Source organism: Sulfuricurvum sp., from assembly GCF_041651515.1.
GTDB lineage: Bacteria > Campylobacterota > Campylobacteria > Campylobacterales > Sulfurimonadaceae > Sulfuricurvum.
Genome location: NZ_JBAZJF010000005.1, coordinates 101,613 through 114,455 on the forward strand (window position 1 = coordinate 101,613; position 12,843 = coordinate 114,455).

A 12,843-nucleotide genomic window follows, 5' to 3' on the forward strand; every position below is an offset into this window, starting at 1 on the left:
GCAAGGAGAGAGAGTATGATTCGTCAACAAGTTCGATTAGGAGATTTACTCATTGCAGAGGGTCTCATCACGCAAGAACAGCTCGAGCATGCCCTTCAAGAACAAAAAAACTCAGGGTTTTCAAAAAAACTCGGAGAAGTTCTGGTAGAGGAAGGGATGGTCTCGCATAAAGAGATGGCTCTGCTCCTCTCCAAACAGCTGAAAATTGATTTTGTTGACCTCTTTGGTGAAAAAATTGATTTTACTGCGTTATCGAAATTTTCTATGCCTCTCCTTATTGCGGCCAAAGCAATCCCTTTCAAAGAAGATGAAGATTACGTTTATATTGCTACCTCTGATCCGCTTAATTTTGATGCGCTTGAATCACTTGAACGTAATATTGCGACCAAACCACTCAAAGTCTACTTATCACTGAGTGAAGATATTAACCATATATTTCAACGTCTTGAGATTATCAAGAAAACACAAACCATTGCCGCAGAAGTCAAACGAGAAATTAATAATGAAGGGGCAAAAGGGGGAGAAGGGGATGCCAGTGCCGTCATGCAGCTTATCAGTCTCATTATCAAAGATGCTGTTTTACGGCGTGCCAGTGACCTGCACATCGAACCGGAACTTCAATCCATGTCGGTACGTACACGTGTCGACGGAATTTTACAAGAGACCTTCGTATTTGATTTGGACATATACACCGCTTTGAATTCACGGATTAAACTACTGGGTAATCTCGATATTTCCGAGCGGCGAAAAGCACAAGATGGCCGTTTCAGCCTCGATGTAGCTGGAGGTAAGTACGATTTTCGTCTATCAACTACTCCGACACTTTTCGGCGAGTCGATTGTTATGCGTATTCTAGATCAGCAAAAAATTCTCCTAAAACTCCATGAACTTGGATTTGAAGGTAGAAATTTAGAAAAATTTGATGAAATCATCCATGCCCCATTCGGGATTGTCCTGATCACAGGACCTACCGGAAGCGGTAAAACCACTACTCTCTATGCTGCACTCAATGAGGTCAAAAGCATCGAAAACAAAGTACTGACCATTGAAGATCCGATCGAATATCAGCTTCCTCTTGTACAGCAAGTACAAGTCAATGATAGGGTAGGATTCGGATTTTTAGAAGCACTTAAATCGTTTTTACGTCAAGATCCGGATATTATTCTGGTCGGCGAGATTCGTGATTTTGAAACCCTAAATTCGGCAGCACAAGCATCACTTACGGGGCATCTTGTATTTTCGACGCTTCATACTAACGATGCTCCAAGTGCGATTGGACGGATGGTTCAGATGGGACTTCAATCGTATCTTATTGCAGATTCATTGGTCGGAATTGTTGCCCAGCGGCTAGTACGTAAAATATGTCCTGAATGTAAAGCAGAGATCAAACCGCACAAAAATTTATTGCGCAGAGTAGAGCGATGGATTAGTGATGACAGTAAATTTTACGCAGGTAAGGGGTGCGCCAAATGTTCCAATACCGGATACCACGGACGATTGCTCATTTCCGAGATTCTAATGGTGAACGAAGCGATTGCTAAAATGGTTGCGGAAGAATCTTCAAAATATGACATTGCTCGCTATGCCCAAGAACATGAAGGATTTGAACCCATGATTGTGGATGGACTCACTAAAGCATTACGTGGAATCACAACGCTTGAAGAAGTTTTACGTGTTACCAAGGAGCTGTAGGTGAAATTCTTTCGAGTGCGTTATAAACAGGCCAAAAAACGCTCTTCTATCACAGTAGAAGCGGCACATAAAGCCGAAGCACTCAAATTATTTCGCAATAAAAGCCTAGGTGTCCCATTGGATGTTCAAGAGGTAGCTGAGCCTTTTTCTATGAAATTCGATCGATTTAAAAGCCGTTTTACCAGTCCCGTCAAAAATCGGCGTGTCAAAGATGAATCATATATCGCTTTTTTGGATCAGCTCTCGACGATGCTCGATGCCGGAATGCCGATCAATACCTGTTTGGCTGAATGTATCACAGACACCGATGATGCTATGATACGCTTCATTTTTACCGAAGTACTTCACGATATTGAAAGCGGTCAAAGCCTTAGCCGCTCCGTCATAGGATATCAGCGTCAACTCGGAACTCTGTCTCTCTCTATGTTTGAATTGGGAGAGCAAACGGGAACACTCAGCAACGCTATCGGCAAACTCTCTAGCATACTGCAACAGATTTATGAAAATCGCCAAAAGCTTAAAAAAGCGACTCGGTATCCTCTCTTTATTTTGGTGGCAATGAGTATCGCATTTACCGTTGTCATCACCTTCGTTGTTCCGCAATTCAAAGCTTTTTTTGAGCAATCTGGATTAGAACTTCCGTTTCCCACGAAAATGCTTTTATGGACAGAACACGCCATTCGTACTTATGGCCCTTATATTTTAACTACTTCGGTTGTCTTGGCAACCGCCTTTAGTTATGCTTATTCCAAGAATCCAGCGCTCCGTCTCAAAACCGATCAATACATGCTCAAAATTTATATTGTCGGTAAAGTGACCTATTATGCCATGATCGGTCGTTTCATTTATCTCTTCAACGTCCTAACTGAAGCTGGTATACCGATGATTGAAGCACTTCAAATCGCTATGGGCGTTGTCGAAAACGACTTTATCAAGCAAGAACTGAAAAAAATCCCTCTAGCGATCGAAGACGGTCGCTCTTTGGCGCAGGGATTTACCGAAAGTGCCCAGTTTGAAGGGATGATTTTACAAATGATTAAAGCCGGAGAGAGCAGCGGATCGCTGGGGGTGATGCTGAGTAAAGTTAATCGGGTGTATAATAATCGTTATACTTATATCGTCGATAATGTCGCCACTATGATCGAGCCGATCCTCATCGCTGCGATAGCCGGATTTGTCTTGGTTCTCGCACTGGGGATTTTTATGCCGATGTGGTCGATGGTCGATCTCGCAGGATAATAACATGGAACTTGAAACCGGAACCATCACCGTTGCGATTATTAGCACCCTTATCCTCTCTTTTGGGCTGTGGATAATTCACAAAATCACCAATCTTTGAGAGTGTTTTGTAGATAATAAAAAATTGCTCTTATTGAGAAGCTAATAACGCAGCGCTATTACGGATTGACATCGATAAGTTTAAATGTTCCAGCGGTAGCATTGTATTCCCAGTAATCATTTCCCTCAGGCTTGTAGGCAATATTTCTGTCTTTGGTGCTTGTCCCATTTTTAGTTGCAGGACCATAATAGCTTGTTCCTACCTGTGCCCAATCTCCATTATCTGTATTTTTGAGAATATAATTGAGGGGATGTGCATTATCTGCACCAAGATTAGTTGGATAACCGGTCGCATTTAATGGATTCGTCGCAGTATTTTGTCCATTTCCCCAATCAAAATCGCACGTATTGCTAATCCATTCGCCATGGATCGCATCGAGTGCACTTTGGACTGATGAGGCGGTTGCAAGTTCGGAAGCACTTTTGGAATTGTCGGTGAGGTTGACAAATTTTGGTATTGCCACCGCCGAGAGAATCCCGATGATGACGATAACGAAGATCAGCTCAATAAGGGTAAATCCGGAATGAGCTGATCCTTTCATATGTTAAAAGTTAATAGTAGTATTGGTGTCATATGTAGTGTCAGTAGTATTAGAACTATTCAAATCACTACGGCATTTAGTTTTTGAGATACTATCATAAAAGCTACCACAAATAACCGTATATAAAACATTACGATTTACTGGATCAAGTACAATAGTAGAAACAACAGTTGATGATGCTGGGTCTGTATAAGTTATCGTATTACCACTTGTCTGCCACCCTTTTCCTTTTACACTTACAACATCTGCTAATGTAAAAGTTGTATTATTTTCCAAGTCTTTTTGGTTAACAGCGGCATTTGCTGCACCAGACGCTGTATCAATTGTCGTCTTTATAACGGCTTTTACTTCAGCATTCTGCTTAAGATTTTTAAACTGCGGCACGGCAACAGCAGCCAATATACCGATAATAACGATCACGAAGATCAACTCGACAAGTGTAAATGCATTACGTTTCATTAGAACCCCTGGATTTAATGCGTACAGCTAGTACACATAATAAGATTGGGGTATTATCGTCATATTAAGCTTAAGCTTTAATAACATAATTAATCATTTAGACTAACAAAGCTTATATTTCTAATCATATTTATTTTTGCAGTATACGTGAACATCTTGAATGAGTGAAATTTGACTATAAAATGCAAAATGATTGAATAATAAATTGTTTTTCCTGATTCCAATAGGTATTATTTATGCAAGTGTGATTACAGAACTCATACCACTAATAACCGCTGCTGTTTGGGCACCTGCTTGGTAACCAACTAAGATGATGGTTTCAGCAGTAGTAGTACCAACTATGCCATTTGAGTCATATGTTAATGCCGTATCGTGGCCGTTTATATTATAGGTAAATGTATGCCCTATTGAATCGTATGTTCCCATTGTAAAAACTGCTTTATTATCGCCACCTGATGCAAGATTAGTACCGGCAAGAGTAATTTGTATTGGGGATGTAGCAAAATAGTTTCCTACATCAATTTTATCACCTGCGACTAAGCCATTAATAATATCAAACGTCGATGTCAATTCTGACGTTTGGTTTGTCATCACTGTATTTGTACCAGAGTCACCAACTCCTTGGGTGATTACCGATGTATTACCTGAAATAGTAATAGTATCTGCACCTCTACCGGCTTCAATTACATCTGCACCGCCACCACCTATGATTATATCAGCGGCAGAACCACCGATAATAGTATCATTACCTGTTCCTCCAGTAATGTGGTTGGAGTGCATTGCACTGCCGCTAAGAAAATTTGTACCTTTTGTTTCAGTAATAGATACAGGAACATATGCTGCAAAAGCATCAATGTGATCTCCACCATTGGCACTACCTGTAATGGTAGCAGTCGTCGTTCCTGAAAGAGTACCAGTAGTCCATACAAAACCGGTACCAACTGTACCAGTACCGTCACCCTTTACCCCATTTGCATTTACACTAGAAATTGTTAAGTCATGAGAGTCAACAAGCGTAAAACCTGTTAGATTTCCGGTGGTTATATTGATTGCTACAGTATACCCAAGTGTTGGCTGAGCAGTTAGTGTTAGTGTTTGCATAATTGCATTTGCACCGAGCGTTGTAGAATTTAAGTTAGTAGCACCAATATTGATAGTCTCAAAATTTGAAGTAGTTAAAGTATCATTCAGTGCTGTTGTAGATATTAGTGAAACAGATACTGGGTCCATCCATCCTAATGCACTTGCATCACTATATGTTATCGTATGTGTAGTGGTATTTGTAAACTGAATATCAGCTGGTGGCGTGCTTGCTGTCACTGGTGGTGTAAGAGTGATTGCTTGGGTAGTAGTTGCTATGGCCGTTGCAATTGTAGTAGTATCTGAAGTAATATTTACTAAGTGTTCCGTAGCAGAAGTAATATCTAAATTAGATAATACTGCATCCACTGCATACGTTGCTTGGTTCTCTACTTTAAGACCATCTGTACTACCGTTTGCTTTTGCTGCATTGAGCATTTCATTTATCAGGGCTGCATGGGACAAATGATCTACTGCAGTTACAGCATCATCCAAACGTCCTGTCCAGTATATTTTTCCACCTAAATCAGACCCACGTCCAAATACATTATTATAAATAGCATCTACATAGTTTGAACTTGTTTGGGAAGAGGGATATTTAGCAGCATATTCTGCAGAACCTGCAAATCCTTGAGCGATTGCATTTAATGACGCACCTTTATTTGCATAAACATCTGTCCAATAAACTAAACCTACATCATCAGGAACACGGTTGAATGTTGCGAGATAAATTTTTGCTATTTCTTTCTCTGCTGTTACTGTATCAATTGCCATCTGCACCCTTAAATATGGTTATTTTAAATACTATAGCATAACTTTATATATGGGTACCTCTAAAAACTCACCTAAAAAGTTAATAAGTGCCGATTCGATAAAATCAAGATACCACTCCTAAGCGTGAATCTATGCGTGATATTCCGATACTCGATTTTCTTTTGCCTCTTATTGAGGAACTGTATAACCTACACGATCACGATTACCTTTTCAAAACTCAATACAATCAACCATACAGAGACACAAACGTCTTTGTTGATCGCTACTGGAAACCACTACTTGAAGAACTCAAAATTGATTATCGACGGCCATATAATACACGCCATACCTACGCCACAAATATGCTTTATCGTAATTTAGTAACACCCGTTGAACTTGCACAGCTCTTAGGACACGTTTCGACTGAAATGGTTTTCAATGTTTATGTAGCTTATCTCGATCAAAATTACAAAGCTTTTGACAGATCAATTTCGGTTTATAGTTAAGTTTGGGGTAGGTAAGAAAAATTCGGGGTTTTTAAAAAGGCTTTGAAAGTCCCTAAAATAGGCACTTGTGGCCGAGGAGAGATTCACGAATTGCCTATTTTTGGATGTTTTAAAGGTGCTACTTTTAAATAGGTACATTAAAAGGTACATTAACTCAAAAGTGTCTCTATAAACTACCACTTTGATAGTCTTATTCTATCAATCAATAACTTAATAATTTCAATACCTACCGCTCACATTTTTGTGATTTGTTCCACGCTTCCCTCTAAGGAATACTTTAGCACGGAATTGTGCAGTCCTTTAGGGGTGTATCCAAATTTGGATATACCTATTGCACTCCATCCGTTTACCCTTGGCTAAACCTTGATTGTTTTAGGTGTGAATTATTTTACCCGAAACCCTTACAAATACCGTCATAATGGTGTTTTGTGTTACTCATAACTCGTGAATTTTCTATCGGACTTTTGTATGCCCATTAACGTGTTCATTTGGCTATTCACTATCTCTGATAATCTCCTCATGCACGGGCTTTGCTTATTCGCTTTGTGTTCATAATATCGCCCAAATTTTGCTGTTCCCTTTTGCTTACAAAGCACGATAATAAGGGGGTTTTAGCGTTTCCTTTAGTGTTCCCTTTTTCTTTTGATCCTACCATTAACCTTATCGTTCCCATTCGGATAACCTTGTTGTGTTTACTGTAGAATTTATAGCAGTTAGACTTAACATTAATTAAGATAGTAATATATGTTAATATTGTTGGAAATTTATAAAGGTAAATGAGATGAAGTTAATTGGTAAAATACTATTATTTATATATGTGGCAAATGCTTCCGTATATATATTTTTTGGATTAATTGAGGGGGCGATAATTAAACCATTAAATATATGTATTGTCACCACAAATTTAATTTTTCACTCTGATTTTGACAAAATAGATGATATTATCGAAATTAATAAAGATTCTGCAAAATATGAGCATTCAAATAATAATGACTTTTATCAATAAGCCCATACATATCAAATTGTTAAGATAATAAAGACTTGGACTCATATTCAATGCGTTTACTGTTCCTTTTTTCTTTTAACCCTACCCGTAACCTCACCGTTCACCCTTAGTGTAACCTTAGTATTCAAAGCCTTAAAACCTTGCCCTAACCTTGCCGTTTATCCCTTGCGGTAACATTGGGGTTATAAAGTATTTTACCCTTGCTAATACATTGTGTATTTTTATTCACACCTTGTTGTAATATTGTTATAAACCTCACCCAAACCTAACCATTAACCTCGTTAAAATCTCGTTGTTTCCTTGCCGTAATCTTGCCGTTCATTTGGTGTTTCCTTTTGTCTGCAAAGTACGGTAATTGCGGGGTTTAAGTGTGTCCTTTTTGTTTCATTTGATATTGAAGCAATAAGTAGTTAAAAAGTGGGAAATAAGCAAAAGTGGGAAATTAGACTTTGCTAAAGAGATACTCTAAATTCGCTATCTTCACCACCTCTTATAAATCCCTATCTTTTGGGTTTTGTTTAAAAAGTGGGAAAATAGACTTTGCTAAATGGTAGCCCCTCTCTCACTACCCCCTAAAGAGTAAGGGAATAATGAGGGAAAATCACACGCGGGTCTAATCCATAAAATAACGATCATCATCGCCATTACAAGAGGGAGCAAAGTAAATATTGTCCGTCTGTCTACGTTCAAATAATCGGCTAACTTTGTTTTGTTAATCTCTCCGTTTGGTTTGGTGAAGTCTCCTTTGTTTATAGCCTCTTTGATCTGAATAACTCGATCTTGTTTTTGGGCTTGGAGCTGTTCGGCTCTTTGCTTTCCTAAATCGCTTCTAACTGCTCTTAACGCCTCTTTTGGTAGTTTGGTATCCCATTGATCGGATTGAGCCAAAATATCATTTGTGAGGCGTTGCAGTGTTCTTACTTTGTGCTGTTCCGTTTTCTTCATTTTGGAGTTCATTGCCGATAATGCTCCCATCATAGACGGATAACACAAAAGCCCCTCATACTTCAAACGCTTGGCATAAGTAAACGCTTTACTTCTAAATGTCTTTTTACTTGTAGCCCATCGAATAATCACGGGATAGGCTCTCTCATCGGTCGGGAATACTTTTAGCTCTTGGAGCGTGTAAGCCGTTCCGTTACTCTCCCATCCATCGCCCTCTATGATGAGGTGATCGTCAAACGTAACCGCGCTAATCATTGCTTGATACATTCTTTGTATATCCGCGATAAAATACCAATCATTCGATTTAGTCGGCTTGTACTTTAATTCATAAGCCACTTGGATTTTATTGCCCGTGTGACTTGTAAGTGTTCGTTGATACGAGGGGAGCTGTAACACTCTCCCCCATCGCTCCCACTCTGTAACGGGCATAATAATACTAATGTACCTCATCCGTTTTTCGCTTCTTTGGCTTGTACTTTTTTCTACAATCATATTGTGGGTTATCTTCGAGTAGCTGATTTTTAATTCTGCTTACCGTTGAAAGAACACTATAAAATCTCGGCTCTAACTGCATTACGTGACTGTCTGCATGAAACTCGTTTGCGTATTCGTGCATGATATTTGCGTTACTATTATCACTACCAAACTTTTGAGGGTTTGATTTGATTTTCTCAAGTGTCCAAACGTCAAGTTGTTTTTTAAAGAACTTATCCATTACGCCACCGCCATACGTGAAGCGATAAACGCATCTAAATCGGACTTCGCCCACACCGTCACACGGTCGCTTAACTTGATTGCTTTGATTTTCCCTTGCTTACTGAATAGCCAAATTGTAGATTTAGCCACACCTAAATATTGTGATGCCTCTTTGTCTCGTAGGTATTGATTTTCCATTTAAGTACCCCTATGGAGTGAGATACTTAACGCGCTAAGTTCGGAGAGTATTATTTCGTATTAGAGGGAGTGATAATAGACGTTTCTTATTGGGGGGTTAATAACCCCCTTTATGGAATTGATGGTGTATTGGGAGTATTATTCTTTGACACCAGTTAAAAAATGTTCATAGCCTCGACCATCAATCTGATCTTTGGCAAATTTCAAATATTCTGTATATGTGTTTTTGCTGATCTTCTCTCTGTGGATATTTTTAACCTCATTCCAATACCGATCGATTTCATGCATCACATATTCTTGTGTCAATCTTAATCGATTACAGTCATAAATGAAAAGCACATCTGCTAATCGACCTGCCAAAGGCTTTGGACTTTTATGCTTGTAAATATCGCATTGTGTGATATCGCATTTATATGGTTCACGGATAGGACTGATACCCAAGTATTCATCAAGACTTTGAATAATGGAATGATTTTTATCGAAACGGTTCTTTAGCGTCGATACGATGGCAATTATCTCTTCAAGCGGTTTAGTGAAATCTATCTGAACCAATGCTGATTTTCTCGGTAGATGGTTCATAAAGCTTTGATAATCAGGTATGAAAATAGGTAAATTATGGGTATCATGGCCACTGAAATGATTAGCTTCCTCCCATTCCTTCTTAAGTTGCTCTTTCTCTGCAGAGCTTAGATCGTAATAATCGTTTTGTTTCTCAATAAGTGCTTGATCATCAAGCTTGAAACCGATCTGTCTGACTTTTTCTACAAGGTAGTTTTCGCAATAATAAGGGCCGAACAACCCTGATTCACGTTCTAATCCTAAGTTATAGTTTTTTCCTATGTGATCGATTATGCCTTGAAAATTTTCATCTCTCCATTCACAATGACTTGCAAACGGATAGCCAACAAAACAATCATGTCCATATTCATTTTCTGTTTTATTACCCTCTTCTTCAAATTCAATGTAGAAAGGTGCATCCCTTCGGAAACACTTTTCTATTTCTATTCTTTTTGCAATTTCTTCTTTAGTAGGTCGTGCCATTTTTATTTACTCCCCTTTACCTCATCGAGATAATCCGCCCACCATTGCATAAGTCCTAAGCGTTCTTCGGAGTATTGAGCATGATTGTAAGCCCCTTTAACCTTGTTACTCTCGACGTGAGCCAAACATCGCTCTATTACGTCCGTGTGGTATCCGTGTACGGTTATGTTCTCGTTCGCTATGGTGCTAAACATCGCTCTAAACCCGTGGGATACAATTTCCTCTTTTGCATAGCCTAAACGTCTTAGTGCTTGGTTCATAGTATTTTCGCTGATAGGTTTAATGGCAGTATGGAGAGAGTGAAACAAATATTTACTTTTGTGTTGAGTGTGTGGGCGTAGTGCTTCAATCACTTTTTTTACTTGCTTCGTTATCGGTACGATATGGGGGCGTTTCATCTTCATTTTTTCAGCGGGGATAATCCACTCATCTTTTTCTAAATCAAACTCCTCCCATTCTGCAAAGCGGATATTATAAGGGCGTTGAGCCGTGAGGGTCGCTAATTGTAAAGCACTCTTAACGATTATTTCGCCGTGGTAATCGTCTATTGCATTTAACAGTATTCCTACCTTTTTAGGGTCGGTGATCGTCGGCATATTGGTACGTTCTATTTTTCCGATTACAAAGCGTTTATCAATATCGGCGGTGATGTTATGAGGGGTGATTTCACGGGTTACGGCATAGCGGTACACTTGGGAGATAATATTAAGGGTTCTTAGTGCGGTATCGGCTTTGTTCGCTAACTTCAATCTATCCAAACACTCGATTATCATCATACGGGTTACGTCGTTGATCGGTTTATCTCCTATGTAGGGGAAGATATGATTTTCAAGTCGTGCGAGTTTAAGAGAGTGATAGCGGGGTACAAGTTCGCCCGTGATACTGTCGATAAATTCCCGTGATACTTTTTCAAAGGTGTTTAATAATACGACGGTTTCGGCTTTGGCTTCTTCCTCTTGAATACGCTTTTGTTCTTTAAGCTCTTGCTTCTCCCTGATCGGGTCGATACCGTTTATAACTTTCGCTTTGAGTTCGTCACGCTTCGCTCTTGCTTTTGATAATGACGTGGCGGGGTAGGCTCCCCCCGTTGTTTTTTTCGCTTTGCCCTCGACGGTGTAGCGTATCTCCCAAACTTTGCGCCCGTCGGGTTTGATGTTGAGCTGTAAGCCGTTTCCATCGGGTAGGGTGTATTCTTTTTCTTTGGGTTTAGCGTTCTTTATAGCCGTATCGGTGAGCGGTGTAACCTGTCTATTCGCCATAATGTACCCCTAATTAATGTACCTTTTTTAGGTATTGATGAGGTACATTATACGAAAGTACATTAAAAAGTACATTAATAATGTGGATGTTGTTGTATCAGATAAATACGTATTAGAGGCTAAATAGCGTTAAAATTGCCTATTTAAGGGGTTTGTAGTTGTCTTTTTGGATTGTATTAGAGGGGATTGATTTGATGTGGTGGCGGACGAGGAGAGATTCGAACTCTCGGTACCGTTGCCAGTACGTCTCCTTAGCAGGGAGGTGGATTCAGCCGCTTTCCTACTCGTCCAGTTATGTTAAAGAGGGCGTAATTATAAGCAGGTGTACATAACAAGCACCTTAAATCGGTGCTTGCATAAGCTTAAATCGCTGGAGAATTTTTAGGTGTGGTGAGAATTTGATCTAAAAGGGCTTGTAATTGGTCGGCAAGTGCGTCATTAGTGGCTTTTGCTTCCGCAATTTTCTCTTTGAGTTTGACAACAAGCTCGATTTTTTCTAAAAATTTCATGAAGGCTCCTCGCAAATATTTGCTCTGTTTAAGCAAGGAGTATTCCAAATGTATTGTTTTAGATAGAAGGTAAAAGTTGGAGTTCGCTTTTGATAGCATAGGCATTGGTGCGTAAACGGTTGATCCGTTCATATCCGATATCCTTATACGTTTCAGTTATAGCATCAAAATAATTTTTGTGATTATCTAGATAGGTAAAGAGCGGTTTTTCAATAGCGGTGTCTAGATAGAGTTCGCTAATGATGCCACGAATCCGTGCATATTCTGTTTCATAAGCTACTTTAGCGGTATCCGTAGGCTCTTTAACGTAGTTCTTTCGCATCAAATCCAGATTGTGATATGCCGATTTAAGTTCATACAGACCGATTTGGTCGATGGAGATAATAAAAGGTTCTTCATGTGACTGCTCAAATTGATCACATTGATGTAAGCGGCTTAAGAGAGGGACAAACTTTTCGCTTAAAAGCGCAGAGTCTTCTTGGTACAGTGAGAGGATATGTTCAAGTTTGGTGGTTCCAAATCCTTGCTTTTTATAGGCTGCAAGTTTTGTTTTCATAGTGTCTAACGAGGTACGCAGCAAGAGAACCGATTTTTCATCGCCGTGCCAAACAATTTGACGGAGAGAGTGTTCGCTTTGCGCAAAAAGCTCTCGCTCTCCCATAGGTATCTGTACCGCAGAGGCTTGAGCATTTTTCGGGATTCCTTTTTCGGTTGTAACCCAAAAAATACCCGTCGCAGCTAAAAGTCCCATCGGGATAAGCAGTAAAAACTTTTTCATCTCAGAGCTCCTTTTTTGGAAGTCTAATCAAAAAAAATTAC

General features: G+C 39.5%; 14 protein-coding genes and 1 tRNA gene. 4 read left to right on the forward strand and 11 right to left on the reverse strand.

Features of this window, described 5'->3' with window-relative positions; genetic code table 11:
* Positions 1 to 15: 15 nt before the first annotated feature.
* Positions 16 to 1,692: a GspE/PulE family protein gene (locus tag WC407_RS10690; RefSeq protein ID WP_373022645.1), complete on the forward strand. Its 1,677-nt coding sequence runs from the start codon at positions 16 to 18 to the stop codon at positions 1,690 to 1,692.
* Entirely contained in the window at positions 1,693 to 2,931 is a 1,239-nt protein-coding gene (locus tag WC407_RS10695; protein WP_373022646.1) for a type II secretion system F family protein, read from the forward strand.
* A 158-nt stretch (positions 2,932 to 3,089) separates the two neighbouring features.
* Here the strand turns inward: WC407_RS10695 and WC407_RS10700 are convergent, their stop codons facing one another.
* The 3 genes from WC407_RS10700 to WC407_RS10710 form a co-directional block, all read right to left on the reverse strand.
* Positions 3,090 to 3,572, reverse strand: coding sequence for a type II secretion system protein (locus WC407_RS10700; RefSeq protein ID WP_373022648.1), 483 nt, complete (start codon positions 3,570 to 3,572; stop codon positions 3,090 to 3,092).
* Positions 3,573 to 3,575: 3 nt separating this feature from the next.
* A complete protein-coding gene (locus tag WC407_RS10705) occupies positions 3,576 to 4,031 on the reverse strand; it encodes a type II secretion system protein (protein ID WP_373022651.1) in 456 nt (151 codons plus the stop codon).
* Positions 4,032 to 4,265: 234 nt separating this feature from the next.
* Complete coding sequence (locus WC407_RS10710) at positions 4,266 to 5,885, reverse strand: DUF4214 domain-containing protein (protein WP_373022653.1); 1,620 nt, start codon at positions 5,883 to 5,885, stop codon at positions 4,266 to 4,268.
* Positions 5,886 to 6,016: 131 nt separating this feature from the next.
* Here WC407_RS10710 and WC407_RS10715 point away from each other — a divergent pair, with 131 nt between their 5' ends.
* Both WC407_RS10715 and WC407_RS10720 read left to right on the forward strand, forming a co-directional pair.
* On the forward strand, positions 6,017 to 6,370 hold the full coding sequence (locus tag WC407_RS10715) for a tyrosine-type recombinase/integrase (RefSeq protein ID WP_373022655.1): 354 nt from the start codon (positions 6,017 to 6,019) through the stop codon (positions 6,368 to 6,370).
* A 781-nt stretch (positions 6,371 to 7,151) separates the two neighbouring features.
* The gene (locus WC407_RS10720) at positions 7,152 to 7,376 is read left to right on the forward strand and encodes a hypothetical protein (RefSeq protein ID WP_373022656.1); all 225 of its coding nucleotides are present in this window, start codon (positions 7,152 to 7,154) and stop codon (positions 7,374 to 7,376) included.
* Positions 7,377 to 7,919: 543 nt separating this feature from the next.
* Here WC407_RS10720 and WC407_RS10725 read toward each other — a convergent pair.
* The 8 genes from WC407_RS10725 to WC407_RS10760 all read right to left on the reverse strand — a co-directional run bounded on the left by WC407_RS10725 (position 7,920) and on the right by WC407_RS10760 (position 12,802).
* Positions 7,920 to 8,750, reverse strand: a complete 831-nt coding sequence (locus tag WC407_RS10725; RefSeq protein WP_373022659.1) for a hypothetical protein — start codon at positions 8,748 to 8,750, stop codon at positions 7,920 to 7,922.
* Between the two features lie 7 nt (positions 8,751 to 8,757).
* Positions 8,758 to 9,036, reverse strand: coding sequence for a hypothetical protein (locus tag WC407_RS10730; RefSeq protein WP_373022660.1), 279 nt, complete (start codon positions 9,034 to 9,036; stop codon positions 8,758 to 8,760).
* Positions 9,036 to 9,215, reverse strand: a complete 180-nt coding sequence (locus WC407_RS10735; RefSeq protein ID WP_373022661.1) for a helix-turn-helix transcriptional regulator — start codon at positions 9,213 to 9,215, stop codon at positions 9,036 to 9,038. The genes WC407_RS10730 and WC407_RS10735 overlap by 1 nt, the downstream gene beginning before the upstream one ends.
* A gap of 138 nt (positions 9,216 to 9,353) precedes the next feature.
* Complete coding sequence (locus WC407_RS10740; protein ID WP_373022662.1) at positions 9,354 to 10,256, reverse strand: hypothetical protein; 903 nt, start codon at positions 10,254 to 10,256, stop codon at positions 9,354 to 9,356.
* A 2-nt stretch (positions 10,257 to 10,258) separates the two neighbouring features.
* Positions 10,259 to 11,515, reverse strand: coding sequence for a tyrosine-type recombinase/integrase (locus tag WC407_RS10745; protein ID WP_373022663.1), 1,257 nt, complete (start codon positions 11,513 to 11,515; stop codon positions 10,259 to 10,261).
* 200 nt (positions 11,516 to 11,715) lie between these two features.
* Positions 11,716 to 11,805: transfer RNA gene (locus WC407_RS10750), tRNA-Ser, on the reverse strand.
* A 72-nt stretch (positions 11,806 to 11,877) separates the two neighbouring features.
* The gene (locus WC407_RS10755; protein ID WP_373022664.1) at positions 11,878 to 12,024 is read right to left on the reverse strand and encodes a hypothetical protein; all 147 of its coding nucleotides are present in this window, start codon (positions 12,022 to 12,024) and stop codon (positions 11,878 to 11,880) included.
* Positions 12,025 to 12,082: 58 nt separating this feature from the next.
* Positions 12,083 to 12,802: a hypothetical protein gene (locus WC407_RS10760; RefSeq protein ID WP_373022665.1), complete on the reverse strand. Its 720-nt coding sequence runs from the start codon at positions 12,800 to 12,802 to the stop codon at positions 12,083 to 12,085.
* Positions 12,803 to 12,843: the final 41 nt, after the last annotated feature.

Coding starts and splice junctions, on each gene's coding strand:
- WC407_RS10690 (WP_373022645.1), top strand. CDS start 16: ATGATTCGTCAACAAGTTCGATTAGGAGATTTACTCATTGCAGAGGGT.
- WC407_RS10700 (WP_373022648.1), bottom strand. CDS start 3,572: ATGAAAGGATCAGCTCATTCCGGATTTACCCTTATTGAGCTGATCTTC.
- WC407_RS10705 (WP_373022651.1), bottom strand. CDS start 4,031: ATGAAACGTAATGCATTTACACTTGTCGAGTTGATCTTCGTGATCGTT.
- WC407_RS10710 (WP_373022653.1), bottom strand. CDS start 5,885: ATGGCAATTGATACAGTAACAGCAGAGAAAGAAATAGCAAAAATTTAT.
- WC407_RS10715 (WP_373022655.1), top strand. CDS start 6,017: ATGCGTGATATTCCGATACTCGATTTTCTTTTGCCTCTTATTGAGGAA.
- WC407_RS10720 (WP_373022656.1), top strand. CDS start 7,152: ATGAAGTTAATTGGTAAAATACTATTATTTATATATGTGGCAAATGCT.
- WC407_RS10725 (WP_373022659.1), bottom strand. CDS start 8,750: ATGCCCGTTACAGAGTGGGAGCGATGGGGGAGAGTGTTACAGCTCCCC.
- WC407_RS10730 (WP_373022660.1), bottom strand. CDS start 9,036: ATGGATAAGTTCTTTAAAAAACAACTTGACGTTTGGACACTTGAGAAA.
- WC407_RS10735 (WP_373022661.1), bottom strand. CDS start 9,215: ATGGAAAATCAATACCTACGAGACAAAGAGGCATCACAATATTTAGGT.
- WC407_RS10740 (WP_373022662.1), bottom strand. CDS start 10,256: ATGGCACGACCTACTAAAGAAGAAATTGCAAAAAGAATAGAAATAGAA.
- WC407_RS10745 (WP_373022663.1), bottom strand. CDS start 11,515: ATGGCGAATAGACAGGTTACACCGCTCACCGATACGGCTATAAAGAAC.
- WC407_RS10755 (WP_373022664.1), bottom strand. CDS start 12,024: ATGAAATTTTTAGAAAAAATCGAGCTTGTTGTCAAACTCAAAGAGAAA.
- WC407_RS10760 (WP_373022665.1), bottom strand. CDS start 12,802: ATGAAAAAGTTTTTACTGCTTATCCCGATGGGACTTTTAGCTGCGACG.